Source organism: Nonomuraea sp. WAC 01424, from assembly GCF_003947315.1.
GTDB lineage: Bacteria > Actinomycetota > Actinomycetes > Streptosporangiales > Streptosporangiaceae > Nonomuraea > Nonomuraea spiralis.
Genome location: NZ_QHHZ01000013.1, coordinates 93078 through 116407, shown reverse-complemented (window position 1 = coordinate 116407; position 23330 = coordinate 93078). Strand labels below are relative to the sequence as shown.

Here is a 23330-nt window from a genome sequence, read left to right as displayed (position 1 = left end):
CCCTACTCCCACCGGAACAGCCGCACGGCCAGGCCCCCGAACAGCACCAGCCCTGCGGCCATCACCACCACGTGCAGGAGCTGGGGAGAGTGTCCCGCCCAGGTGTCCTTGAGCGCCTGGGCGAAGGGCCCGGCCACGGAGTAGTCGCTGACCACGCGCAGGGCGTCCGGCATGGCCTCGCGCGGCAGCCACATGCCGCCCACGAACATCAGCGGGAACATCACCATCGACCCGATCCCCGAGGCCGCCTTCCCGTTGGGCGCCAGCGCCGCGATCACCAGGCCGATCGCCATCATGGCGGCGGTGCCGAGCAGGAAGACCAGTACGAACCCGGCCCACTGCCGGGGCGCCGCCGAGCCGAACACCAGCTTCGCCGTCACGATCAGCACGAGCGTGGACACCGCGCCGACGGTCACGTTGATCACCAGCTGGGCCGTCAGCAGCCGTACCGGATGCACGGGCGTCGTGGACATGCGCCTGAGCACGCCCTGCTCCCGGTAGCCGGCCAGCACGGTCGGCAGCACGCTGCAGGCCAGCGTCAGCAGCGCGAGCAGGGCCATCATGGCCGGCATGTGCGTGTCCACGACCCGCAGCCCCGAGGCGTCGGCCTTGGTCATGTCCGGGACGCTGAGCCCGAGCACCAGCAGCAGCCCCACCGGCAGCCCGATGGTGAAGATCATGAACGGCCATTCGCGCAGGTGCAGCTTGGCCTCCACGAGCAGGATCTTCGTCATGACAACTTCCTTCCGGTGAGCGCGAGGAACGCGTCGTCCAGGTTCGCCTGCTCGATGCGCAGGTCGCCGGGGATGATCTCGTGCTGGGCCAGGGTCAGCGTGACCGCGTGGGCGAGGTTGCCGGTGCCGCTCACCGAGACCTGCCCGCCGTGCCTGACGACCGCGTGCACCTCGGGCAACGCCAGCAGTACGGCGTCGTCCAACGGGCCCGAGGGGCGGAACCGTACGTGCTGCTCGGCCCCGACCTGGGCGATCAGGCCCGCGGGCGTGTCGGTGGCCACCACCTTGCCCGCGTCGATGAAGGCGAGCCGGTCGCAGAGCCGCTCGGCCTCCTCCATGAAGTGCGTGACGAGCACGACGGTCACGCCCGTGTCGCGTACCTGCTCGACGAGCTCCCAGGTGTCCCTGCGGGCCTGCGGGTCGAGGCCGGTGGTCAGCTCGTCCAGCACCGCCACGCGCGGCCGGCCCACCAGTGCCAGCGCGACCGACAACCGCTGCTTCTGGCCGCCGGACAGGCTCTTGAACGCGGCGTCGCGCTTGTGCCCGAGACCCACCTGGTCGAGCAGGTGCGTCCAGTCGGCGGGGTCGGCGTAGAAGGAGGCGTACAGGTCCAGGGCCTCCCACACCTTGATCTTCTCCGGCAGCGCGGCGCTCTGCAGTTGCATGCCGAGGACCTGGCGCAGTTCGTCCCGGTCGCGCCGCGGGTCCAGGCCCGCAACTCGTACGGTGCCGCCGTCCGGCGCGCGCATGCCCGCCACGCACTCCACGGTCGTGGTCTTGCCGGCGCCGTTGGGGCCGAGGATGCCGAAGATCTCGCCCTCGGCGACCTCGAAAGACACGTCGTCCACAGCCAGGTGGTTCGGATACTGCTTGCGCAGGTTCCGCACTTCGATGACCTTCATGCCATCGACGCTAGGATCAGCGCCTTTCTTACGGAATCGCGGTAGATGCCGAGCAAGGGTGTATCTAGGTGCAGTGCCCCGGCCACGGAGGATGACGCACACTGGGAGCATGCTTCAACGATTCGGGCAGGTCGCGCTCCTGTACGCGCTGCTGCTGGTCGAGGTCGCGCTGATCCCCGTGGCCAGTGCCATGATCATGTTGTCGTTCGCGATGGGGATGGTCTTCTTCTTCCCCTGGCAGGCCAGGATGATCAGGTGGGTGACCCAGCGTCACCGCCGCCTGCTGCGCGAGTGGACCGACATCGAGATCGAGGCCCCCTACCTGCCCGCGCCGCCACCGCCGGTCCCGATGGCCGACGGTCTCTACCGCGCGGACCGCACGCTGTACAAGTCGCCGCGCATGCCGGCCTGGAACGACCGGTTCAAGTGGCTGCTCACCGACCCGGCGACCTGGCGCGACGGGCTCTGGCTGCTGCTCGACCCGGTCGTCAAGGTCGGCCTGCTGCCGCTGTTCGCCGTGTTCCCGGCGCGCGGCCTGCGCCTGTACGCCCTCATGGTCCGCGTCCTGCTCGGCGCCACCTCCGCCAGTCGCCTGGCCGTCCAGGTCACCCACCTCAGGCAGGTACGCAACCTCGCCGCCGACTCCCAGGCCGCTGAGATGCGCAGGATCGAACGCGACCTGCACGACGGCACCCAGGCCCGCCTGGTGGCCATCGGCATGACGCTGGGCGCGGTCGAACAGCTCATCGACGACAACCCGGCCGCAGCCAAGGCGCTGCTCGCCAAGACCCGGGACGCCTCCGCCGAGACCCTGACCGAGCTGCGTACCGTCATCCGCGGCATCCACCCCCCGGTGCTGGCCGAGCGCGGGCTCGCCGACGCCGTACGCGCCCTGGCCGTGGACAGCCCGCTGCGCGTCAGCGTGGACGTCGAGCTGCCCGACCGCCTGGAGCCCCCGGTGGAGGCCGCAGCCTACTTCGTGATCAGCGAGCTGCTCGCCAACGCCGCCCGCCACAGCGAGGCCGAGTCGGTGGTGATCGACATCAGCACCAGCGGCGGCGCGCTGCGCGTCACCGTACGCGACGACGGCATGGGCGGCGCCGACCCGGCCAAGGGCAGCGGACTGACCGGCATCGAACGCCGCCTGGCCGCCTTCGACGGCGTGCTGGCCCTGAACAGCCCCCCGGGCGGTCCCACGGTCGTCACCCTGGACATCCCGCACGTACTCCCCGACCAGGGCGACTCGGCCAAGCTGCCCGCGAAGAAGGCCGCCACGCTGGGCGTCCTGTACGCCACGGCCTGGTGCCCGCTCTTCCCCCAAGGCCTGATCGCGGCCATCTTCAAGATCTTCCACATCGACGAGCGGAGCTGGTTCGTCGCCCTCTACCTGCCCGAGCCCCTGCAATGGCCCATGATCGTGTTCAATGTCACCCTGGGCATCATGATGTACATCGTCGCCATGCGCATCCGGGTCGTCCACAAAAGAACCGTCGGACTCGGCCGAGCCGGCGGCCCGAGGGCCTGCTGATGAAACGCGTGCTCATCGCCGAAGACCTCTACCTGCTCAGGGACGGCCTGGTCCACCTGCTCCAGGCGCACGGCTTCACCGTCGTCGCCGCCGTCGAGAGCGGCCCCGAACTGCTGAAGGGCCTGCTGGAGCTGCGTCCCGACGTCTCGGTCGTCGACGTGCGGCTGCCGCCGACGTTCACCGACGAGGGCCTGCAGGCCTCGCTGGCGGCCCGCGCGAAGGTCCCGGGCTTGCCGATCCTCGTGTTGTCGCAGCACGTCGAGCAGCTCTACGCCCGCGAACTGCTGGCCGACGGTTCGGGCGGCATCGGCTACCTGCTGAAGGACCGGGTGTTCAACGCCGAGCAGTTCGTCGACGCCGTGCACAGGGTGGCCGAGGGCGGCACCGCGATGGACCCGGAGGTCATCGCCAAACTGCTGGCCAGCAACGCCAGGAACGAGCCGCTGGCCGCGCTCACGCCCCGCGAGCGCGAGGTCCTGGAGGCCATGGCGGAGGGACGCTCCAACGCCGCGATCTCCCAGCGGCTCTTCCTCAGCGAGAGCGCCGTCGCCAAGCACACGGCCGGCATCTTCGCCAAGCTCGGCCTGGCCCCCTCCGACGACGACAACCGCCGAGTACTCGCCGTGCTCGCCTACCTGAACAGCCGCGCCTGACCGGCGTCCCACCCGCGCGGAAACCCCATGAGACACGTGGTTCACGCAGTGCGCACCCGTACCCGGGCCGAGCCGTAGTTGTCGGTGGGAGCGGCTATTTTCATAGAGGCACGGTGCGACGAAAGGGTGGATCCTCGTGAAGATCCGGGTTAACCGCGATGTACTGGCAGATGCGGTGGCATGGGCCGCCAGAGTCCTGCCCAGCCGCCCGGTGGTGCCCGTGCTCTCCGGGTTGCTGCTGGAGGCGGGCGAGGAGCTGACCCTGTCCGCCTTCGACTACGACGTCTCCGCGCGTGCCCTGGTCGACGCCGACGTGGCCGAGCCCGGCAGCGTGCTCATCCCGGGCCGGCTGCTCGCCGAGATCAGCCGCAGCCTGCCCGCCGACGACGTCGAGATCGTCACCGAGGGCGCCGAGGCCGTGCTGACCTGCGGAAGCGCCGAGTTCGGGCTGATCACGATGCCGGTCGAAGACTTCCCGAGCCTGCCGGCGATGCCGCCGGTCATCGGCGCCATCGGCGGCGGCGTGTTCGCCTCCGCGGTGAGTCAGGTCGCGCCCGCGGCCAGCCGCGACGACACGCTGCCGATGCTCACCGGCATCCGGGTCGACGTCGAGGGCGAGTCCGTGGCGATGGCCGCCACCGACCGCTACCGCATCGGCGCGCGCGACTTCACCTGGCGCCCGGCCGCCCCCGACGTCGCCTTCTCGGCCATGGTGCCGGCGAAGGTGCTGGTCGAGGTGGCCAAGTCGATGCGCGACGGCGAGGTGCAGGTCGCGATGGGCGACGGCGTGGCCGGGTTCGAGAGCGTCGGCCGCAGCACCACCGTGCGGCTGCTCGACGAGCAGTTCATCGACTACCGGGCCAGGCTGACCTCCGACTGGTCGATCAGGGCCGACGTCGCCGTGGCGCCGTTCGTCAACGCGATCAAGCGGGTCGCCCTGGTGGCCGAGCGCAACACCGCGATCCGGTTGTCGTTCTCGCAGGGTCAGGTGCTGATCCAGGCGGGCGGCGGCGACGTCGGCCGCGGCACCGAGGTGGTCCCCTGCGAGCTGCGCGGCGACGACATCCAGATCGCCTTCCAGTCGCAGTTCCTGCTCGACGGCCTGACCGGCATCGAGGGCGAGCTGGCCAGGATCAACATGGAGTCGTCGACCAGGCCCGCCCTCATCCAGGACGTGCCGGGCGACTCCCAGCCCGCCTTCCGCTACCTGGTCATGTCCCTGCGCACGACCTGAGCCGTCACTCCGCCGTGCCCGTCTGGCGCTCGGCGACCAGCTTGAAGACCCTCTTGAACTCCGCGTACGCCTGCTCGCCCACGGCCCGCGCGTGCGCGGCCTCCATGGCGGCGATGATGGCGTCCGACTTCGTCATGTGGTCCAGCGCCTTGTCCGTGGGCACGATCAGCTTGGCGCGCCGGTCGGCGGGGTCGGGCTGGCGCTCCACGTAGCCGAGCGCGACCAGCTCGTCCACCAGCGTGCCGATCACCTGCTTGTGCTGCCCCGACTGCGCGGCCAGGTCGGTCGCCCGACTGCCCTCCTCGTCCAGGTACGCCAGCACGGCCCCGTGCCGCGGTCGCAGCTCCGGATGCCCCTGCTCGGCCAGCTTGGCGAAGAGCTCGCGCTGCAGGGCGAAGAGCGTCCGCCCCGCCAGGACGCCGAGGTCTGGTTCGTCCTGCTTGCGATCACTCCTGCGCACGTGTCGGCCCTCCATTTAGTCACTGATTTTGACTGTCACTAATTCTTACTATATCGTCGTCCCATGACGACAACGGTGGAACTCACCAGGTTCAGAGTGTCCCCGGAGCGTGCCGACCAGTTGCTGGCGGCCCGTCCCGGCATGCTCTCGGACTTCGCGGCCGACCGCGCCGGCTTCCTCGGCGCCAGGCTGGTCCGCCTGTCCGACGACGAGTGGCTGGACATCGTCGACTGGCGCTCGGGCGACGACTTCGCCGCCTCCCGTGCCAAGGGCGCGAACCTGCCCGGCATCCAGAAGTTCTTCGACCTGATCGACGAGTTGATTTCCGCAGAAGAGGGGACAATGCGATGACCATCTTGATCACCGGTGCCAACGGCACCGTTTCGGGCGCCGTACTGAGGTCTCTCGGCGACCTGGACGACGTGCGCGTGCTGGTCCGTGACCCCGCCAAGGCCCCTGCGGGCGTGGCGGCGGCCGTCGGCGACCTCGACGAGCCCGCCACGCTCGACGCGGCCTTCGAGGGCGTCGACACCTTGTGGCTGCTGACCGCCATGGGCCCCCAGGCGCCCCACGCGAGCATGAACGCCCTCTGGGCGGCCCGCAAGGCGGGAGTGCGTCACGTCGTGCGTCTGTCGGCCATCGGGGCCGCCCACGACGCCCCCACCCGCAACGGCCGCCTGCACGCCCTGTCGGACGTCGAGCTGGCCGCCTCGGGCCTCGACTGGACCGTCATCCGCCCGGCCTTCTTCATGCAGAACCTTCTCGGCTCGGTCAACGGCGACACCCTCTACGGCGGCACGGGCGAAGGCCGGATCGGGCTGGTCGACGTCCGCGACATCGGTGACTTCGCCGCCGCGGTGCTGCGCGACCCGGCGCCCCACAAGGGCCGCACCTACACTCTCACGGGCCCGGCCAGCATCTCCCTACGGGAGGCGGCCGCCGACCTGACCGAGGTCTACGGCACGCCGATCGCCTACCAGCCGGTGACGCCCGACGACGCCTACCGCTCGATGCTGGAGGCGGGCCTGCGCGACTGGGACGCGGCGGTCACCAGGGAATACCTCAAGGCGTACGCCGCGGGCTGGGGCGACCGTACGACGACGGCCTTCACCGACGTGACGGGACGCCCCGGCCGCTCCTTCGCCGAGTTCGCGAGGGACCACGCGAGCCTGCTGCGCCCCGCCGCCTGACGCCCGGGTCAGGAGTCGGTGAGAGCGATGAGGATGTGCTCCATGCAGGCGTGGCCGGCCCGCTCGGCCGCGGCCGCGTCACCGGCGGCGATGGCACGGGCGATGGCGTCGTGCGGGATGTAGCTCTTGTTCAGCGACGTGCCCGCGGCCGTGATGCTGGCCCGCAGAGCCGCCGAGAAGTCCTCGTAGAGGTCGATGAGCACGAGATTGTGGGTGGCGTGCGCGACCGCCATGTGGAAGGCGAGGTCGGCCTCGACGAAGAAGTCGGGATCGTCCAGCTCCCACGCCCGGTCGCGCTCGGCCAGCGCGGCCTCGATGCGGCGGATGTCCTCGTCGGTACGGCGGGTCGCGGCCAGGCGCGCCGACTCGACCTCCAGCGCGCGCCGCACTTCCAGGATCTCCAGCTGCTCGGCCTGGCGCAGCCGGCGCAGCATGGCCCCCGACAGCTCACTGGTCGCCCGGACGTAAGTGCCGTCCCCCTGACGGCACTCCAGCAGCCCGGCGTGCGTCAACGCGCGCACGGCCTCGCGAACGGTGTTGCGTCCCACCCCGAGTTGCTCGGCGAGCACCGTCTCGGTGGGGATCTTGCCGTTCATCTGCCACGACCCTGAGGTGATCTGCTCCTTGAGCTGATCGATCACCTGGTCGACGAGCGAAGCCCGCTGCGCCGTACGCAGACTCACAGTCCGCCTCCTCCGGGGAAACCAATCATCCTATGAGTCAATGACTGGTCGACCCTAATTATTCCAGACTCAAAAGTCCAAATCTGGAGCTCCCGGAGGTTCAGTGCGCGACCGTTGCCTCGACCGTCACCCCTGCCAAGGCGGAGCGAACTCCGGCAGCTTCGAGGGCTTTACGATATGCGGCGGTCTGCTGTGCTCTTGCGCCGACCCGGCCGTAAAGGTCGCCGAGCTCGCGCCAGCAGCGGGCGGCCTGCCTGTCGGACCCGAACACCGGACGGTCGAGCGAGTCGAGCAGCTCGTGCGCGGTCCGCAGCAGCGCCTCGGCGTTGCCGTCGAGATCGAGCGCCACGGTGGCGAGCACGAGGTTGGCCTCGGCCGGCGTGGTGCCAGAGCCGTCGTGGGCCAGTGCCAGCGCCTCGGTGGCCAGCTCGCCCGCCCGCGCCTGCTCGCCCGCACGCAGCCGCACCCGCGCGTGCGCGACCAGGCTCTCGCCGTGCTCGCGGACGCTGCCGGGGGAGGCGGCGAAGGCCCGCGACGCGGCGGCGGCGAGCCGCTCGGCCTCGTCGAGGGGCGCGGTGACCAGCCTGGACCAGTGCATGGCCGCCCGTGCGAGCTGAAGCGCGAGCCGGGCCTGACGACCGGCCATGATGGCGTCGTCGGCCAGGCGCACGGCCAGCGCGGAGTCCTCTCCGGCGGCGGCGGCGGAGCTCGCCTGCCACAGCGCGTGGATCTCCTCGGAACGGTCCATAACTTCAGGAACGCCACTGTTGTCCAGCACACGCTTGACGTACTCGAGCTCGGGGGAGTCGCCCTGACGCTCGCTGCGCGCCTCGACCAGAGCCGTCGCCAGATCGACCGCGATCTCGCCCTGCGAGATGTCCAGCCGCTCGGCCTGCGCCAACGCGGACGCGGCCAGGTCGCGAGCCCGCAACCGGTCGCCGGCCCGCTGGTAGCAGCGGCTCAGCGCGATCGTGAGCGGCAGGTCGGCCAGTCGCTCGGGATGCGCGGCGGCCTCCCTGCGCAGCCGTTCGAACGCCTCCACGGCCTGGCCGAGACGCCCCTGGACCTCCAGCGCACGGGCCCGGCCGAAGCGGGCGTGCGCGGTCAGCATGGCGTTCTCCTCGTCGGCCGCCTTCACGATCTCCGTGAAGCGGTCGGCGGCCACGGCCGGATCGCCGTGCTGCAGCTCCAGCTCGGCGTGGCGAAGACCCAGCTCGGTGTCGATGCGCTGCCTGGGCTCGATGCCGTGCAGGAGGAACTCGGTGGTGCATCCCAGCCGCTCGGCGAGGAGGCGTGCCACGACAGGAGTCGGCGTGCGCTTGCCCGACTCAATGAGCGAGACATAACTGTCAGACAGGTCGGGTCCGGCCAACTGGGCCTGGGACATCCGCCTGTTCAGCCGCAGTCCACGGACGCGGTCACCGATGGTTCCCTGACTCGGCATCTCATCTCTCAAGGCGGGGAAGGGTCAACAACACGCAATGATTGCATGAAGTAGCCGAATCTGGTATCCCCGCGTGAAGAATTTGCCACGCGGAGATTAATCGTCGCTCTCGTCCTTGCTGGGGAAAAGCATCTGGCAGACCTCAAGGTAGAGCGTCTCCGGGTACGGAATGTACTCGACCGTTGACAGTGCCTGGTCCTGACCGGCGGACTCAAGGATGAACTCGCCGTAACCGAGCATGCGCCCCAGGAGAGATCGCTGGAAGCTCATGTCGGTGACCTTGCCGAGCGGCATCATCGCGACCTTGCGCGTGATCAAGCCCGTGGTGAGCAGCATGCGCTTGGACGTCACCACAAAGTAATCGACCGACCACTCCGCGACTTTCCATACGAAACGGACAAGCAGCAGGAGCCACAACCACCACACGACGACGAGCGCCGTGCCGCCGGACTCCCCACCTCCGAAGAACTTGCTGAGGAGCCCGGCGACGACCAGGCCGCCGAAGACCTCGGCGACCGGGCGCAGCAGTACGGCGGGATGACGCCGCACCATGATGACCTGTTGTTCATTGGGGAGGAGGTAGCGGTTGACCGACGACGGAGCAGAGTCCCCGTGGGTCACCAGCCTCATGCGAGGTTGTTCACAAACTGGGCCAGAGAGTCGGCCGCGTTGAACACTGTGTCGAACGCCCCCTTCACCGCGTCTGCGGCGTCGGCTGGTCGTGCGAACAGGTAGTACGCCACAAATGCGATACCACTGTAGGTGAGGACTTTTTTGACCTGCACTGTCGCCTCCGTGCCACTAACCCACTCCACCCGCCGTATACATTACCCACCCGGTAGCCCGGGTAAAGGTGTCTTGGCGGGATAGTTTTGATCTTGATTACCCACGCTCGCTGGCGACCAGCGCCAGGACGTGAAGGTGCTTCCGGGCGATGCGCTCCACAAGGCTGGGATGCGCATAGCCAGTGACCTCCAGCGCGCCGTAGTGCGCTGCTTCCACACAGCGCGTTACGGTGGTGGAGGAGTGCACGCCGGCGAACTCGTCGCGCAGCGCTGCCTCCACCTCCGCGTACGGGGTTGGAGTTGCCTCGGCGTGCTCGCTCATGCGCCCTCCTTGGCCGGTCGCATGAGACGGGGCGCTGCTGTTACCGGTCGCTCGCTCGTTCACGAGGACCCCTCGGCACCGGGCATGTCGCTCATCGTGCTCCCCCACGCGCATGCGGAAGTTCCCTTCCTGTCTCTTCGTACCCACCCAACCACAGTATGTAACGAAGTGACGACCCGGCGTAATGAGAAGCGGAGCCTATGGAAGGGTCAGACCACGCCGTAAAGGCGGTCGCCGGCGTCGCCGAGGCCGGGGACGATGTAGCCGTTCTCGTTGAGCCGCTCGTCGAGGGAGGCGGTGACGACGCGGATGGGCTTGCCGGAGTTGGCGAAGACTTTGTCCATGTAGGCCAGGCCCTCGGGGGCGGCCAGCAGGCAGATGGCGGTGACGTCGACCGCGCCCCGGTCGAACAGGAACTGCACGGCCGCGGCGAGGGTGCCGCCGGTGGCGAGCATCGGGTCGACGACGAAGCACTGCCGCCCGGACAGGTCGTCGGGCAGGCGGGTGGCGTACGTCTCGGCCTGGAGGGTCGACTCGTTGCGGATCATGCCGAGGAAGCCGACCTCGGCGGTGGGCAGCAACCGCGTCATGCCGTCGAGCATGCCGAGCCCGGCCCGCAGGATCGGCACGACCAGCGGCTGCGGCTTGGCCAGCCGCACGCCCTTGGCGGAGGAGACGGGGGTCTCGACGGTCACGTCGGTGACCCGTACGTCGCGGGTCGCCTCGTACGCCAGCAGCGTCACCAGCTCGTCCGCGAGCCTGCGGAAGGTCGGCGAGTCGGTGCGGACATCACGCAGCGTGGTGAGCTTGTGGGCCACGAGCGGATGGTCGACGACGAGGGTTTCCATAGAGGCCAACGGTATCCGGTGGCAGGAGTGGTGGCATCCCGGGCCATTGGTTTTGATCACAATTTGGTCGGAGAGGCACACGGCGCGTGGCCTGTTCTGGAACGATTGGGGTCTGGTGACGACCTGTCGTGTCAGAGGCTCGGGTGGGGATGGCGATGACAGACGAAGATGCGCTCGACTTCGCCATCGTGATTTATCGCGAGGACGAACGGTGGCACGCCGAGCTGCTGCCTGCCACGCTCACGTCCGATCTCCAGGGCCTGATCCAGGCCCTGCGGCAGCAGCCGAGCGAGAGCGGCACGATCGGCCTGGTCGCCGTCGGTGACGAGTTCTTCGTGGCGCTGCGGGTGCTCGGCGACCGGGTCGACGTCTTCCTGTCCGACATCGCCGCCTCCTGGGACTTCCCGCTGGCCCGCGAGGTCCTCCACTATCTCGACGTGCCGGTCCCCGACGAGGAGGAGCTCGACGAGATCCTCCAGGACGAGGAGACCGTGTTGCCTGCGGGAGATCTGTCGATCTTCGCCGATCTCGGATTGGACGAGATGGAGCTGGGCATCCTCTCGGGCGACATCGATCTGCTCCCCGAAGATGTGTTGTCCAGCATCGCCGCGCGGCTCGGCTTCTCCGAGCCGTTCGAGCGTGCCATCGAATCGGTCTTCGGCTGAACCCCCCTGGAGTGCGGGCATGGCGTCCAACACCTTCTCTGCGGCTTTCGTCAGGACTTCTGGCGGCTGGACCGGTGCAGAGGTCGATCTGCGTGACGCCGAGATCGTCGACGACTTCGGTGACGCCGTCATCGAGACACTGGGCCTGACGGGCGACGAGCTGGCCCTGCTCTGCGTCGAGGTCGAGGACGAATGGTTCGCCATCGCCCGCTACCGCGGCGAGGACGAGCCCCGCGTGTTCCTGTCGGACGTGCATGCGATCGCCACCAACAGCATGGGCGAGCTGTTCGCCGAGTTCGCGGGCGTGGCCCCCGACAAGGAGGGCAACGGCCTCGGCGTCCGGCCGGCCGGTGACTTCGAACTGCTCAGCGACCTCGGGGTCAGCTCGGAGGAACTGCTGGAGCTGAGCATGGAGGAGGGCATGCTGCCCGCCGACATCCTCTCCGTGATCGCCGAGCGGCTGTCGTTCGCCGACGAGCTCGACCGGTTGCGTTGACCGACGAGGAAGCGATGCGCCTGGCCCTGGCCGAGGCCGTCGCGGCCGGCGGCAGGGGCGAGATCCCCGTCGGGGCCGTCGTGCTCGGCCCGTCCGGCGAGGTGCTGGCCGCGGCGGGCAACGACCGCGAGTCCGCCGCCGACCCCACCGCGCACGCCGAGGTGCTGGCGCTCAGGCGGGCCGCCGCGCTGCGCGGGCAGTGGCGGCTGAGTGGCTGCACGCTCGTGGTGACCCTGGAGCCGTGCACGATGTGCGCGGGTGCGTCTGTGCTCGCCCGTGTCGACCGCATCGTGTACGGCGCGGTGGACGAGAAGGCCGGCGCCGTCGGCTCGCTCTGGGACGTCGTACGCGACCGCAGGCTCAACCATCGGCCCGAGGTCGTCATGGGCGTGTTGGCCGGAGAATGCTCCGCCGTCCTTAAGGAGTTCTTCGCTACTCGGAGAATCCGGTAAGCTCGTCCGCGGTGGTGTCGCCTAGTGGCCGAGGGCGCACGCCTCGAAAGCGTGTGATGGGGCAACTCATCCGTGGGTTCAAATCCCACCACCACCGCCAACGGGCCTCCGACGACCTCGGAGGCCCTTTTCTTTTTCCTGTTCAGGGCGCCTGCGTGGGCTGGTCGGCCGGCGGGCTCAGGTTGAGCTTGATGTCCGGCGGATTGTCCTCGACGACCTGCGTCTGGACCGTCTCGCCGACGCGGCTCTCGGGGCGGCCCTCGTCGGTGAGGACGAAGAACAGGGCGCCGCAGGCACTGAGGAGCAGCAGCGGCAGACCGATCGCCAGCAACACGATCAGGTTGCGATTGTCGAGCGGCTCGGGCTCCTCGACGTAGTGCTGGACCTGCTGAACCGGCTGGTACGGGTAGAACGGCGGGCCGTATCCGGGAGGCGGCCACGGGCCCTGTGGCGGTGGATACGACACGGCATTCTCCAAATGATGTTGAAAGACGCTGGCGTGACGCACGGCACGTCGATCAGGTTGACACATGAAAAAGGGAGCCGCGAATGGCGACTCCCTTTTTCCGGGCCTTTCAGTTGGGCAGGTCCAGGACCCTGGCGTGCAGGATCGACCGTTGGTGCAGGGCCGCGCGCAGGGCCCGGTGGAGGCCGTCCTCCAGATAGAGCTCGCCGCGCCACTGCACCACGTGCGGGAACAGGTCGCCGTAGAAAGTGGAGTCGGCGGCGAGCAGCGAGTGCAGGTCCAGCATGGCCTTCGTGGTGATCAACGAGTCGAGCCGGACCTGCCTGGGAGGTATCTGCGCCCACTCTCGGTTCGTCAGACCGTGTTCGGGATAAGGGCGTCCGTCGCCGACGAGCTTGAAGATCACCCACCTCATTTTAGGAGAGAAATCGAGCTCCTGGGTTGGCCGGGCCTATCGGCCCAGCTCAGCCTGCCGGCAGTCGCCGGGCCGGCCGTTTCGGTAGCCCCGCTGGAAGGCGTTGACACGTTGCTCCGACGTGCCGTGCGTAAAAGATTCAGGGTCGATTCTGCCGCTCGTGCGCCGCTGGATTCTGTCGTCGCCGACGGCGGCGGCCGCGTCGAGGGCCTCGGAGATTTCCGCCTGGGTGAAGGGCTTTTCGTAGAAGCCGGTGTTGACGGCATTGTGCGCCCAGACGCCCGCGTAGCAGTCGGCCTGGAGCTCGACGGGGACCGAGCTGCCGGTGTCGGACTGGAGGGCGCCGCGCAGGTCCTGGACGTGGTGACCGTATTCGTGGGCGATCACGTACGCCTGGGCGAAGGGGCCGCCTTTCGCGCCGAACTGGCTGTGGAGCTGGTCGAAGAAACTCAGGTCGAGATAGACGCGCTGGTCGCCGGGGCAGTAGAACGGGCCGACGGCGGAACTGGCCGCGCCGCAGCCCGTACGGAGGCTGCCGGAGTACAGAACGGTCTTCGCCGGTCGATATTCGGAAATTTCCTTCTTCCAGTAGTCCTGGATGCTGTTCACCACGCCCACGACGCGGCACTTCTCCGACTGGTCGGCGTCCTTGCCCGTCTTGCATTCCTCGGAGAGCTTCGCCGGAGGCTGTCTCTGCGTGGGCTCGCCGCCGCCGCCCACGTTGTTGAGCACGAACACCAGTACTAAGGCGATCAGACCGACGATGCCGCCGCCACCGAGGATCACGCCGCCGGGGAAGCCGCCGCCCGAGAACCCGCCGCCGCCACCTCCACCGCTTCCTCCGACGTCCTCCACCTGCGACGAGTCGAGGTTGACGTCGTCCCTGAAATCCATCTCTGACGTCCCTTCTGGGGTGCTGCCCGCAAGTCAGCTTCCCCAATGGGAGGTCTAGATGCCATCGGAGAAGGTGTCGCACCTCTCGGGTACGCCGCTGTCGTACCCGACGCTGAACCACTTCTCGCGCTGCTGCGAGGTGCCGTGGGTGAAGGCGTCGGGGGTGACGCGGCCCTGCGAGCGGCGCTGGATGCTGTCGTCGCCGACCGCGGCGGCGGCGTCGAGCGCCTGATTGATGTCGGCCTGGGTGAACGGCTCCCGGTAGAAACCGGTCTTGACCGCATTGTGCGCCCAGACGCCGGCGTAGCAGTCGGCCTGCAATTCCAGGCGTACGGACGCGCTGTTGGCGCCGGGCCGGCTGTTGCCGCCGACCTTGTCCATGGTGTCGAGCAGGTTCTGGACGTGGTGGCCGTACTCGTGGGCGACCACGTACGCCTGGGCGAACGGGCCGCCCTCGGCGCCGAAGTCGCGCTGGAGCGAGTCGAAGAAGGCCAGGTCCAGGTAGACCTTGCGGTCGCGCGGGCAGTAGAACGGGCCCACCGCCGACTCGGCGGGACCGCACGCGGTGTTCACGGCCTGCGAGAACAGTACGGTCTTGGCCGGCGTGTACTCCTTGTCCCGCTCCCTGAACGCCTGCCGCCAGTAGGACTGGATGCTGTTCACCGTGCCGACGATCCGGCAGTCCTCCGACTGGTCGGCGTCGGCGCCCGTACGGCAGCGTTCGGCCAGGTTGCCGCTGGGGGAGAGCTGGCCGGGGGCGGTCGGGTAGCGTCCGCCGCCCTGCTCGCCGCCCTCCTCGCCGGTGAACGGCGTGGGGATGACCTTGAACAGGAACAGCCCCGCCACCGCCAGGATCAGCAGCAGACAGCCGCCGCCGCGGCCGCCGATGGGCAGCATGCAGCCCCCGCCCGGCATCCCGCCCCAGCCGCCTCCGCCGCCGGGCCGGGGTCCGGAGGCTCGGGCGTCCTCGACCTGTGAGGGATCGAGCGGCGCGTCTTCGTCGAACTGCATGTCCTACTATCTCCCCTGTAGTTGGGTGATTACGCAGAGCAATATGCAGGGACATGATTTTTCTGGATTTGTCGGTTAATCTGCCGTTATGACGGGTGGGTTGATCGGGATCGCGCTGGTGTCTCTGGGCATGGTCCTCACGCCCGGGCCGAACATGATCTATCTGGTGTCGCGCACGATCACGCAGGGGCGTCGCGCCGGGCTGATCTCGCTCGTCGGCGTCGCGCTGGGCTTCATGGTCTACCTGACGGCCACGTGCCTCGGCCTGACGGCCGTGTTCGCGTACGTGCCGGTGGCGTACACGGTGCTCAAGCTGGCCGGGGCCGCGTACCTGCTCTGGATGGCCTGGAACGCGGTCAGGCCGGGCGGCGCGTCGGTCTTCCAGCCGCGCGAGCTGGCGGTCGAGCGTCCGCGCAGGCTGTTCGCCATGGGTCTGCTCACGTGCCTGCTCAACCCCAAGATCGCGATTCTGTACCTGTCGCTGCTCCCGCAGTTCATCGATCCGGCCATGGGCCACGTACTGCTGCAGAGCCTCGCGCTCGGCTCGGTCCAGATCGCGATCGGCACCCTCGTCAACGCGCTGATCGCGATCTCCGCCGGCGGCCTTGCCGCCTTCCTCGCCCGGCGTCCGGTCTGGCTGCGCGTGCAGCGGTACGCGATGGGCACCCTGCTCGGCCTCTTCGCCGTACGGATGATGGCCGACCGCTCCAAGGCGCTCGTGCCCGCCTGATCCCTACGGGCTCACCTGGGCCCTGAACCGCTCGTGGGCCGCCTGCTTCGAGATGCCCATGGCCTCGCCGATCTCCGCCCATGAGGCGCCGGTCTCCCGGGCCCCGGCGACGGCCTGGTCGAGCAGCGTACGTTGCCAGCTCTCCACCTGAGACAGCAGTGTGAGCGCGGCCAGCGGACGGTCGGAGGCCAGCTTCACGACCTGCTCGCACAGCAGGTTCGACTTGATCACCAGCCAGCTGGGCGGCGCGGCGGCGAGCAGGGGCGGCGTGTGCCTGCTCCACCACCGGTACTCCGCCTCCTTGGCCCCCTCCGGCGTGGCCGAGTACCGCCGCTGATCGGCCCACCCGCACGAACACGCGGCCTGGTAGCCGACGAACGTCCTGGTGAACGCGCTGGACGACGAGGCCAGCTCACCTCCGGGCAGCACGGGCGCGGCGAACCCCTCATGGCCGGGAAGATCGGCGATGCTCAATGTCATGACCGTCAAGATATCCTGACGAATCCCGTTCACGCCAGAAGGTCATCGGGAAGGGCCGTCCGCTCCACGGGTCGGCGTGTAGCCGGTGGTGGCGAAACAGTTGTGCGGGGGCTTCGGGCTCGGGTGCTCCACGAAGGGGGGACCGGCGCGATCAGACGCGCGCCGGGCCTGAGCGCCCGGCGTATCTCGGCCGGCGCCGGCACCCAGTCCTCCAGGTCGTACCGTCAACTTGCCGGGTTGTCGTGGGAGAACCGTTCCGGGCGGAAGTCGGCGAGCGTCTCGTCCCTCCTCCCGCTGACGATCTCCGACGCGAGCAGCCGGCCGATCACCGGCCCGAGCGTGATGCCGCTGTGGGAGACGGCCTCGTAGTAGCCCGGCACGGACGGCACCGCTCCCACCGAGGGGAATCCGTCGCCCGGGATGGGCCGGTAGACCACCCGTGTCCCGACGACGCGGGAGTCCTCGAACCCGGGAACGACGTCCCGCGCCGACTCGTGGAGCAGCCGTTCGAGCGCCGCCGGATCTTCGCCGGTGTCGATGAGCGCGTCGACCTCGCGGCTGTGGAGGACCACCGAAGCGTCTCCGTCAGGACGGATCGCGACGCGGGGCGCGTGCATGGTCCGGCGGATCGGCACCTGAGCACAGCCGATCCGGGTGACGACACCGGGCTCTCGGCGCATCGGCAAGTGCCGCGCGACGAGCCCGGCGACGTGGGCGGCGCCGGGGCCCGCGGCGTTCACGACGACGTCGACGTCGAGACGGCTGCCGTCGGACAGGGCGACGGTCCGTACGCTCCCGTCGGCGCCGGTGCCGACGTCATGGACCGTGGTGCCGAACCGGTGCTCGGCACCGGACGCGACGGCCTGGCCGACCAGGCGGCCGACGAGATGGCGTCCGTGCACCCAGGCTTCGTCGGGAAAGAACACGACCGGAACCTCGCCGGACACCGTGAGCGCGGGTTCGAGGTGGCGGCGTACCTCGGCTCCCGTGCGTACCTCGACCTGGTAGCCCCAGCCGGCCAGCAGCCCGGCCGTTTCCAGGAGGCTCGCCTCCGTCGCGGGGTCGTCCGCCCAGCGCAGGTGGCCGTCGGGGTGCCACCATGGGTCCGGCCCGATGATCCCGGCAAGCTCGCGGTACGCCGCCATGCTCGCGACGTTCAGGTCGAAGTAGGGCCTGCTCGCGGTCTTGGCACTGGCGTTGACCCACGAGAACGACGAGTCGGTGACCCCTTCACCCGGTCGGCCCGCGTCGACGAAGACCACCTTGACGCCGTGCCGTGCCAAATTCCAGCCCACACAGGCTCCGAGAACGCCCACCCCGATGACAGCAACACATCCAGGTCGCTCCACGACCCGATTCTCTCACGAACACCCGTTTCCAGCCCCTTGGCAAGGGTCGTGACTTTCTCTTTCTTCCGCGCAGATGTGGTGACCAGTGAAGCGCGGCGTCGAGGTTGTCCGCTCGGCAGCCGGTACGACCTCGGCCAACCCTTCTCCTTGGGCACTCAGATCGGCGGTTCCCTCAATTCCGGCGGCTACGACAATGATTCATCGCCCAATCGGAAACGCACGCGTAGAAGGAGATCCGAAACCTCATATCGGTCAGGCGTGTCCTATTGTACTGCGATGAATTCTGATCATCAGCTTCACTCGGACCTGGCAACACTGACCGGCCGCGCGGACAGCGCCGTGGAACTGTCCGGTCTGTTGCCGCCGGGTCGCCTCATTGAGACGGACGAAGATGAAGGCCGTCCGACTTTATGGATGCCCTCCGGACCGGCCTCGGCCGATCTGTGGACGGCCGCGCACGAGGCCCACGGACGAACGGGCTTGTGGCCGCTGCTGCTGGAACCATTACCGCGCGACGACGATTTCAGGCCCTGGGAATCCGGAGAACTGGACCTGGAGACGACCACCTCGCCGGATCTGCACGACCACGCGGCTCTCCTGGCGGCATGGTGGGCGGGACACACCGAGGTCGATCCGGACACCGATCTACTGCCGGAGACCGAGCGGATCGCCGTGACCGCGCCGTACGGTCAACGCTGGCCGGGAATGGCCGCCTCAGGCCGAGGCGCGGACGCTCTGGCCGCCGTCGGATGGACGGGCCCGGCGAACCACACCGACGACACCGGTGAGATCGCCGCCGTCGTACGCAGTTGGGAGGACCGGTTCGGCGCCGGCGGCTTCGGCGTCGGCTTCGCCGACCTGTACGTGAGCGTCGCCGCCCCGCCTTCGACGCTTCAGGAGGCCCTCCACGTCGCGGCCGAGCACTTCGCCTTCTGTCCGGACAACATCTGGCAGAACAGCCACCCCCACACGCTCGCCGCCTACGCGGAGCGCCTCGTGGGAATCAACTCGTGGGAATTCTGGTGGGACTGACGCACAGCCGGACATGCCGACCCTCGTACGAGCAAGGCCTCAGGCAGGCGGCGCCAGCCGACCTACCCGATCAAGAAGCGCGTCGTCCAGATCGCCCACCAGCACCCCGTTGTGCACCGAGGGACGGCACCCGGGATGGATCCGTACCCACGCCGGCGGTCCCTCCTCATAACCGAAGTGCAGCAGGAACGTCTCCCGTCGTCTGCCGCCGACTTCCGTGCAGGTATTCCCGCCCGTTGCGGTGTCCAGCGAGTTCAGCTCGGCCGCCAGTTCACGCGCCTGCTGCTCCCCATGCTCCAGTCCGCGAGACGGGCCGGGTGTGGGACTCCCGCCTTGTCCGTTCCGGCAGACCAGCACCTTGATCGCCCCGTCGGGCACCATCTGCTCCTGCTGCCCCCGCCGTCCGGTCGCCGGGGCGCAGGGGTCCTTCGGCTTAGGGAGTGCCCAGGTCCCGGTGCGATAGGCAGCGGTGATGCCGGGCCCGACGTACGAATTGCTGTTGACTGTGCCGTTGGTGGTGGTGACGCAGGAGTTGACCTCTTCCGCGCTGCCCACCCACAGTGCCCGGCCACCCGGATAGGCGAACCGGATGAGGTAGTTGGTGGTCTGTCCGCCCATCAACGTGCACATCCTTCTGACGCGATCGGCGGTGACGGGAAGGTAGCCCAGGTCATAGGCCATCGACCTGGCCTGATCGGTCAGGATCCGTGACCCGGCGAGCGGCCCTCCGCCCGGATACGAGTCGCGCCCCGGGTAGGCGCAGATCAACGCGCTCGTGGGCGTGCCGGGCACGAGGGACTCCTCGACTCCGTCCAAGTCGGCGGCGTCCGGCACCCAACGCCCGATCTCGCCGCTGTCCCATCGCCGCGGACACGAAGCCGGCGGCGCAGGCTCGCCGACCGTACGCGGAACCAGAACGACCGCGGCGAGCAACACCACCGCCGCCACGACGATGCCGATCCAATGGCTGGGCTTCACACGCTGATGACGTCGTCCGCTTGCCACCGGTTCACCTGGGGCCGGAAAGCCGGAAGGAGTGCGCCGTGATCTCGGCACATCCCTTCCGAACTGGCGGAGGATAGGGGATTTGAACCGCCGGTCATGAGCGTCCCTGTACAGGGTTAATCGAGACTAGGAATGAGACTGCGTAACAGTACCCGGCCATTGATTTAAGTGGCCGCCTCTGCGTCATGGCTTTCTCCCTGGCGGCGCAGGTTGCGCCGGCTCAAGGAGAGGGGTTTTCCTGTTCCAGGAGGCCCATCAACGATCGCCGCACGTCGGGGACTCGGCTTCCGTGATAGATCGCAGAGGCGTAAGAATGGCCTGCATGATCATGCGCATCGTCTTCCTGGTACTCGGCACGGCTGCTCTCTTATTCAGCGTCGCTCTGGCATTCGACGGGCACAGCCCGGAGGACACTCCCGTCACAATTCTGAGCTTCCCGCTCGCCGGAGTCGGCTTCATGATCGGCGCCGTGGCCATGGCGATTGCGGAACAACGCAAGAAGTAGGCCGGGTTGCGAGCCCACGGACAAGATCGCCTGGCGTTGATCCGTCTCTACGTCGCCGGCCTTTTCCACCGGGACCGCAAGGCCATCGGGTCGACATGGCCCGCATACACCCAAGGAACCCTCCCCGCGAGGAGGTGCAGCGAAGACGGGTCCCGCGCAAGATCCAGCTGAACCGCCGGGGCGCGAGTGTTGCAGCTCATGGGGCGCGGCCGGAGGGCGCCGACTTCGTTTCCTGCTGTCGGTGCAACGGATGCGGACGCCACAGTGCACGACTGGCATCGCCCTCAGACGAACGGCCCGGAAGGGCAGCAACTGCGACTGGCAATGAAGAGGGGCCATGCCGTTGACCTGGCATGACCCCTCTGAGCTGGCGGAGGATAGGGGATTTGAACCCCTGAAAGGTTGCCCTTTACACGCTTTCCAAGCGTGCGCCCTCGGCCACTAGGCGAATCCTCCGTCGACGAGCTTACCGGACTTCCGGCACTGTGGTGACCGCGTTTTTTCACCGGACGAGCTTGGCCGGAAGCGTGGAGCGAGCACTGCTGAGGCCGGTTAGACTGTCCAGGGACCCCTCGCGCGGCGTCATCCTGTGAACCTCCCCAGGGCCGGAAGGCAGCAAGGATAAGCGGGCTCTGGCGGGTGTGCGGGGGGTCTCTTCGTTGAGAGCCCCCTCGCAGGCGGGATGGTCGCATGAGCCTTGCGCTTTACCGCAAGTACCGACCCGGGACCTTCGCGGAGGTCAAGGGTCAGGAACACGTCACAGACCCGCTGCGACAGGCGTTGCGTACGGGCCGCATCAACCACGCTTACCTGTTCAGCGGCCCCAGAGGATGCGGCAAGACCTCCAGCGCGCGGATTCTCGCCCGCTCTCTCAACTGTGAGCAGGGCCCCACTCCCGACCCCTGCGGCGTGTGCGAGTCGTGTGTCGCGCTCGCGCCGACCGGCCCCGGGCACCTCGACGTCATCGAGATCGACGCGGCTTCCCACGGTGGCGTCGACGACGCGCGTGACCTGCGCGAACGCGCCTTCTTCGCGCCCGTGTCGGCGCGCTACAAGATCTACATCATCGACGAGGCGCACATGGTGACCCGCGAGGGTTTCAACGCGCTGCTCAAGCTCGTCGAGGAACCTCCGCCGCACCTGAAGTTCATCTTCGCGACGACCGAGCCGGAAAAGGTCATCGGCACCATCAAGTCGCGTACGCACCACTACCCGTTCAGGCTGATGCCGCCGGCGACGCTCAAGGCGCTGCTGGAGGAGATCCTCACCTCCGAGAGCGTGCCTTTCGAGCCGCCCGCCCTGCCGCTGGTCGTACGCGCGGGCGCCGGGTCCGCCCGTGACTCGCTGTCCATCCTCGACCAGCTCCTCGCCGGGGCCGAGGAGGACGGCATCACCTACGCCAAGGCCGTCTCCCTGCTCGGCTACACCGACGGCGACCTGCTCGACGAGGTCGTCAACGCGTTCGCGGGGCGGGCCGGCGGCGAGGTGTTCCAGGCGGTCAACCGGGTGATCGAGGGCGGCCACGACCCGCGCCGCTTCGCCTCCGACCTGCTGGAGCGCTTCCGCGACCTGGTGATCCTGGCCAACGTGCCCGAGGCGGCGTCGAGCGGGTTGCTCGACCGGCCCGCCGACGAGCTGGAGCGGCTGGTGCAGCAGGCGGCCTCGATGGGGCCCGCCGAGCTCACCCGTGCGGCCGAGATCTTCAACGCCGGGCTCACCGAGATGCGCGGCGCCACCTCGCCGCGGCTGCTGCTCGAACTGATGTGCGCGCGGGTCCTGCTGCCGGGCGCGGCGCAGGGAGAGGCGTCCCTGCTCGCCCGGCTCGAACGCCTGGAGCGCGGCGGCACGGTCGCCCAGATGGCCTCCAGGGCGGGCGCGGTCACGATCCCGCGCCCGGCGGCTGCCGGCGACGCGCCTGTTCCCGCCGCCGGTCCCGGTGCTTCCGTCGGTACGGCCGCTCGCGGCGCGGTGGTGGCCCAGGAACCCGCGGCGCCGGTTCCGGGCGACGGCCGAGGCCCGGCAACCGGCCAGGGTCCGGTGGGCGGAGCGGCCGACGACTGGCCCGAGCCCGTACGCCCCGGCACACCCGCGCCTCCGGCCGCCGGCACGCCCGCGCAGACCCCCGCCGCTCCGGCCTCCGCCCCCGCGCCCGCGGCCGCGACCGGCCCCGTCGCGGGCGGAGCAGGCGGCATGCAGCAGCAGTGGCCCGCCGTGCTGGCCGCGCTCAAGCAGCGCAGCATCGTGGTCTGGGCCAACGTCAGTACGAACGCCCAGGTCGTCGGCGTCGAAGGCAACCTGGTCACGCTCGGGTTCGCCCAGGTCGGCGCGATGAAGAACTTCACCGGCGGCGGCAAGGACGCCGTCGTGGCGACCGCGCTCGGCGATGTGCTGGGCGGCACGTGGCGGGTCGAGGCGGTGGTCGGCGGCTCTCCGGCGCCCCAGACCACCCGCGGCCCCGTACGCCAGCAGCCGCCGTCGGGCGGCCACGGCGGTCACGGCGGCCCCGCGCCTCAGCCGGCGGCCGGGTCGCCCGGCCAGGCGACGACCAGCCCGCAGGGCGGGGCGGGTGTGCACGCGGCCTCCCAGGGGCGGTCCGGCTCGCACGGAGGCTCCCAGGAGGAGCAGGGGTCGCAGGACCCCGGGCAACCTCCGGCCGACTCGGCCGCGCGTCCGACCACCGACGAGTCGTGGCCCGACGCGCCCGACGACCTCAGCCCCGGTTCGCCGCCGAGCCCCGATCCCACCCAGACCATGACCGCCAGGCAGCCGGGGGGCGTCCCCGTCGGGGCGGGCCTGGCCGCCGCGCGGTCGGCGGCCAAGGCGGCCGCTCAGGCGGGGCCGCGCGCTCCCGCCTCACGCGGCGGCACCGCGGCGTGGCCGAGCGCGATCCCAGGACGTGACAAGGCCGCCGACGCCGACGACGTCGATCCGCTGAACGACGCCGACGCCGACGTGGACGCCGTCTCCGGCATGGCGCTCCTGCAACGCGAGCTCGGCGCCCAGGTCATCGGCGAGATCGACCACACCTGACGAACCCGCCCCTACCA

28 protein-coding genes, 2 tRNA genes and 1 other RNA gene are annotated in these 23330 nt (G+C 69.2%); 14 read left to right on the top strand and 17 right to left on the bottom strand.

Annotated elements, in window-relative coordinates; all coding sequences use genetic code 11:
* Window positions 1–2 precede the first annotated feature (2 nt).
* Both DMB42_RS32905 and DMB42_RS32900 read right to left on the bottom strand, forming a co-directional pair.
* A complete protein-coding gene (locus DMB42_RS32905) occupies window positions 3–734 on the bottom strand; it encodes an ABC transporter permease (protein WP_125640593.1) in 732 nt (243 codons plus the stop codon).
* A complete protein-coding gene (locus tag DMB42_RS32900) occupies window positions 731–1636 on the bottom strand; it encodes an ABC transporter ATP-binding protein (RefSeq protein WP_125640590.1) in 906 nt (301 codons plus the stop codon). Before DMB42_RS32900 ends, DMB42_RS32905 begins: the two co-directional genes overlap by 4 nt.
* 109 nt (window positions 1637–1745) lie before the next feature.
* Here DMB42_RS32900 and DMB42_RS32895 point away from each other — a divergent pair, with 109 nt between their 5' ends.
* The 3 genes from DMB42_RS32895 (at window position 1746) to dnaN (ending at window position 5051) form a co-directional block, all read left to right on the top strand.
* Window positions 1746–3164 carry a sensor histidine kinase gene (locus DMB42_RS32895; protein ID WP_125640587.1) on the top strand — a complete coding sequence of 473 codons (1419 nt, stop codon included), beginning with the start codon at window positions 1746–1748 and terminating at the stop codon, window positions 3162–3164.
* Window positions 3164–3817 (top strand): response regulator transcription factor, encoded by a 654-nt coding sequence (locus tag DMB42_RS32890; protein ID WP_125640584.1) that lies wholly within the window; start codon window positions 3164–3166, stop codon window positions 3815–3817. Before DMB42_RS32895 ends, DMB42_RS32890 begins: the two co-directional genes overlap by 1 nt.
* 136 nt (window positions 3818–3953) lie before the next feature.
* A complete protein-coding gene (dnaN, locus tag DMB42_RS32885) occupies window positions 3954–5051 on the top strand; it encodes a DNA polymerase III subunit beta (RefSeq protein WP_125640581.1) in 1098 nt (365 codons plus the stop codon).
* A 4-nt stretch (window positions 5052–5055) separates the two neighbouring features.
* On the opposite strand, the gene DMB42_RS32880 is transcribed toward dnaN, so the two are convergent.
* Complete coding sequence (locus DMB42_RS32880) at window positions 5056–5511, bottom strand: MarR family winged helix-turn-helix transcriptional regulator (protein ID WP_125640578.1); 456 nt, start codon at window positions 5509–5511, stop codon at window positions 5056–5058.
* Window positions 5512–5574: 63 nt separating this feature from the next.
* Here DMB42_RS32880 and DMB42_RS32875 point away from each other — a divergent pair, with 63 nt between their 5' ends.
* Window positions 5575–5862: an antibiotic biosynthesis monooxygenase gene (locus DMB42_RS32875; protein WP_125640575.1), complete on the top strand. Its 288-nt coding sequence runs from the start codon at window positions 5575–5577 to the stop codon at window positions 5860–5862.
* Window positions 5859–6701, top strand: coding sequence for an SDR family oxidoreductase (locus DMB42_RS32870; protein ID WP_125640572.1), 843 nt, complete (start codon window positions 5859–5861; stop codon window positions 6699–6701). The genes DMB42_RS32875 and DMB42_RS32870 overlap by 4 nt, the downstream gene beginning before the upstream one ends.
* Before the next feature lie 8 nt (window positions 6702–6709).
* Here DMB42_RS32870 and DMB42_RS32865 read toward each other — a convergent pair whose 3' ends face one another.
* The 6 genes from DMB42_RS32865 to upp all read right to left on the bottom strand — a co-directional run bounded on the left by DMB42_RS32865 (window position 6710) and on the right by upp (window position 10783).
* Window positions 6710–7384, bottom strand: a complete 675-nt coding sequence (locus DMB42_RS32865) for a FadR/GntR family transcriptional regulator (RefSeq protein ID WP_125640569.1) — start codon at window positions 7382–7384, stop codon at window positions 6710–6712.
* Window positions 7385–7484: 100 nt separating this feature from the next.
* Window positions 7485–8828: a helix-turn-helix transcriptional regulator gene (locus tag DMB42_RS32860; protein ID WP_125640566.1), complete on the bottom strand. Its 1344-nt coding sequence runs from the start codon at window positions 8826–8828 to the stop codon at window positions 7485–7487.
* A gap of 96 nt (window positions 8829–8924) precedes the next feature.
* A complete protein-coding gene (locus DMB42_RS32855) occupies window positions 8925–9458 on the bottom strand; it encodes a PH domain-containing protein (RefSeq protein ID WP_125640563.1) in 534 nt (177 codons plus the stop codon).
* Entirely contained in the window at window positions 9455–9613 is a 159-nt protein-coding gene (locus tag DMB42_RS53530) for a hypothetical protein (protein WP_185844973.1), read from the bottom strand. The genes DMB42_RS32855 and DMB42_RS53530 overlap by 4 nt, the downstream gene beginning before the upstream one ends.
* Before the next feature lie 97 nt (window positions 9614–9710).
* Window positions 9711–9935: a hypothetical protein gene (locus DMB42_RS32850; RefSeq protein WP_125640561.1), complete on the bottom strand. Its 225-nt coding sequence runs from the start codon at window positions 9933–9935 to the stop codon at window positions 9711–9713.
* A 209-nt stretch (window positions 9936–10144) separates the two neighbouring features.
* The gene (gene upp, locus DMB42_RS32845) at window positions 10145–10783 is read right to left on the bottom strand and encodes a uracil phosphoribosyltransferase (RefSeq protein ID WP_125640558.1); all 639 of its coding nucleotides are present in this window, start codon (window positions 10781–10783) and stop codon (window positions 10145–10147) included.
* 149 nt (window positions 10784–10932) lie between these two features.
* On the opposite strand from upp, the gene DMB42_RS32840 reads away from it, so the two are divergent.
* The 4 genes from DMB42_RS32840 to DMB42_RS32825 all read left to right on the top strand — a co-directional run bounded on the left by DMB42_RS32840 (window position 10933) and on the right by DMB42_RS32825 (window position 12496).
* Complete coding sequence (locus DMB42_RS32840; RefSeq protein WP_379478580.1) at window positions 10933–11448, top strand: tRNA adenosine deaminase-associated protein; 516 nt, start codon at window positions 10933–10935, stop codon at window positions 11446–11448.
* A gap of 19 nt (window positions 11449–11467) precedes the next feature.
* Window positions 11468–11944 (top strand): tRNA adenosine deaminase-associated protein, encoded by a 477-nt coding sequence (locus tag DMB42_RS32835; RefSeq protein ID WP_125640552.1) that lies wholly within the window; start codon window positions 11468–11470, stop codon window positions 11942–11944.
* Window positions 11945–11958: 14 nt separating this feature from the next.
* Window positions 11959–12396, top strand: a complete 438-nt coding sequence (tadA, locus tag DMB42_RS32830) for a tRNA adenosine(34) deaminase TadA (RefSeq protein WP_125641180.1) — start codon at window positions 11959–11961, stop codon at window positions 12394–12396.
* Window positions 12397–12406: 10 nt separating this feature from the next.
* Window positions 12407–12496 (top strand) — tRNA-Ser (locus DMB42_RS32825).
* A gap of 42 nt (window positions 12497–12538) precedes the next feature.
* Here DMB42_RS32825 and DMB42_RS32820 read toward each other — a convergent pair.
* From DMB42_RS32820 to DMB42_RS32805, 4 genes are all read right to left on the bottom strand, one after another.
* Entirely contained in the window at window positions 12539–12862 is a 324-nt protein-coding gene (locus tag DMB42_RS32820; RefSeq protein WP_125640549.1) for a hypothetical protein, read from the bottom strand.
* Window positions 12863–12971: 109 nt separating this feature from the next.
* Window positions 12972–13268: a type II toxin-antitoxin system VapB family antitoxin gene (locus tag DMB42_RS32815; RefSeq protein WP_125640547.1), complete on the bottom strand. Its 297-nt coding sequence runs from the start codon at window positions 13266–13268 to the stop codon at window positions 12972–12974.
* A gap of 45 nt (window positions 13269–13313) precedes the next feature.
* Window positions 13314–14171 (bottom strand): neutral zinc metallopeptidase, encoded by an 858-nt coding sequence (locus tag DMB42_RS32810; protein WP_125640544.1) that lies wholly within the window; start codon window positions 14169–14171, stop codon window positions 13314–13316.
* 54 nt (window positions 14172–14225) lie between these two features.
* Complete coding sequence (locus tag DMB42_RS32805) at window positions 14226–15182, bottom strand: neutral zinc metallopeptidase (protein WP_125640541.1); 957 nt, start codon at window positions 15180–15182, stop codon at window positions 14226–14228.
* 88 nt (window positions 15183–15270) lie between these two features.
* On the opposite strand from DMB42_RS32805, the gene DMB42_RS32800 reads away from it, so the two are divergent.
* Window positions 15271–15912, top strand: coding sequence for a LysE family translocator (locus tag DMB42_RS32800; RefSeq protein ID WP_125640537.1), 642 nt, complete (start codon window positions 15271–15273; stop codon window positions 15910–15912).
* Window positions 15913–15915: 3 nt separating this feature from the next.
* Here the strand turns inward: DMB42_RS32800 and DMB42_RS32795 are convergent, their stop codons facing one another.
* Window positions 15916–16392 carry a hypothetical protein gene (locus DMB42_RS32795; protein ID WP_221762462.1) on the bottom strand — a complete coding sequence of 159 codons (477 nt, stop codon included), beginning with the start codon at window positions 16390–16392 and terminating at the stop codon, window positions 15916–15918.
* A 224-nt stretch (window positions 16393–16616) separates the two neighbouring features.
* On the bottom strand, window positions 16617–17741 hold the full coding sequence (locus DMB42_RS32790) for an FAD-binding oxidoreductase (protein ID WP_260478088.1): 1125 nt from the start codon (window positions 17739–17741) through the stop codon (window positions 16617–16619).
* 258 nt (window positions 17742–17999) lie between these two features.
* Here DMB42_RS32790 and DMB42_RS32785 point away from each other — a divergent pair, with 258 nt between their 5' ends.
* Window positions 18000–18773 (top strand): DUF4253 domain-containing protein, encoded by a 774-nt coding sequence (locus tag DMB42_RS32785; protein ID WP_260478087.1) that lies wholly within the window; start codon window positions 18000–18002, stop codon window positions 18771–18773.
* Between the two features lie 39 nt (window positions 18774–18812).
* On the opposite strand, the gene DMB42_RS32780 is transcribed toward DMB42_RS32785, so the two are convergent.
* On the bottom strand, window positions 18813–19751 hold the full coding sequence (locus DMB42_RS32780) for a hypothetical protein (protein ID WP_125640531.1): 939 nt from the start codon (window positions 19749–19751) through the stop codon (window positions 18813–18815).
* A 349-nt stretch (window positions 19752–20100) separates the two neighbouring features.
* Between DMB42_RS32780 and DMB42_RS32775 the strand changes: the two genes are divergently transcribed.
* On the top strand, window positions 20101–20283 hold the full coding sequence (locus tag DMB42_RS32775) for a hypothetical protein (protein ID WP_125640528.1): 183 nt from the start codon (window positions 20101–20103) through the stop codon (window positions 20281–20283).
* A 368-nt stretch (window positions 20284–20651) separates the two neighbouring features.
* Here the strand turns inward: DMB42_RS32775 and DMB42_RS32770 are convergent.
* A tRNA-Ser gene (locus DMB42_RS32770) sits at window positions 20652–20739 on the bottom strand.
* Between the two features lie 107 nt (window positions 20740–20846).
* Between DMB42_RS32770 and ffs the strand changes: the two genes are divergently transcribed.
* Both ffs and DMB42_RS32760 read left to right on the top strand, forming a co-directional pair.
* An RNA gene (gene ffs / locus DMB42_RS32765) (signal recognition particle sRNA small type) lies at window positions 20847–20942 on the top strand.
* Between the two features lie 31 nt (window positions 20943–20973).
* Window positions 20974–23313, top strand: coding sequence for a DNA polymerase III subunit gamma and tau (locus DMB42_RS32760; RefSeq protein WP_125640525.1), 2340 nt, complete (start codon window positions 20974–20976; stop codon window positions 23311–23313).
* The last annotated feature ends 17 nt before the right edge of the window (window positions 23314–23330 follow it).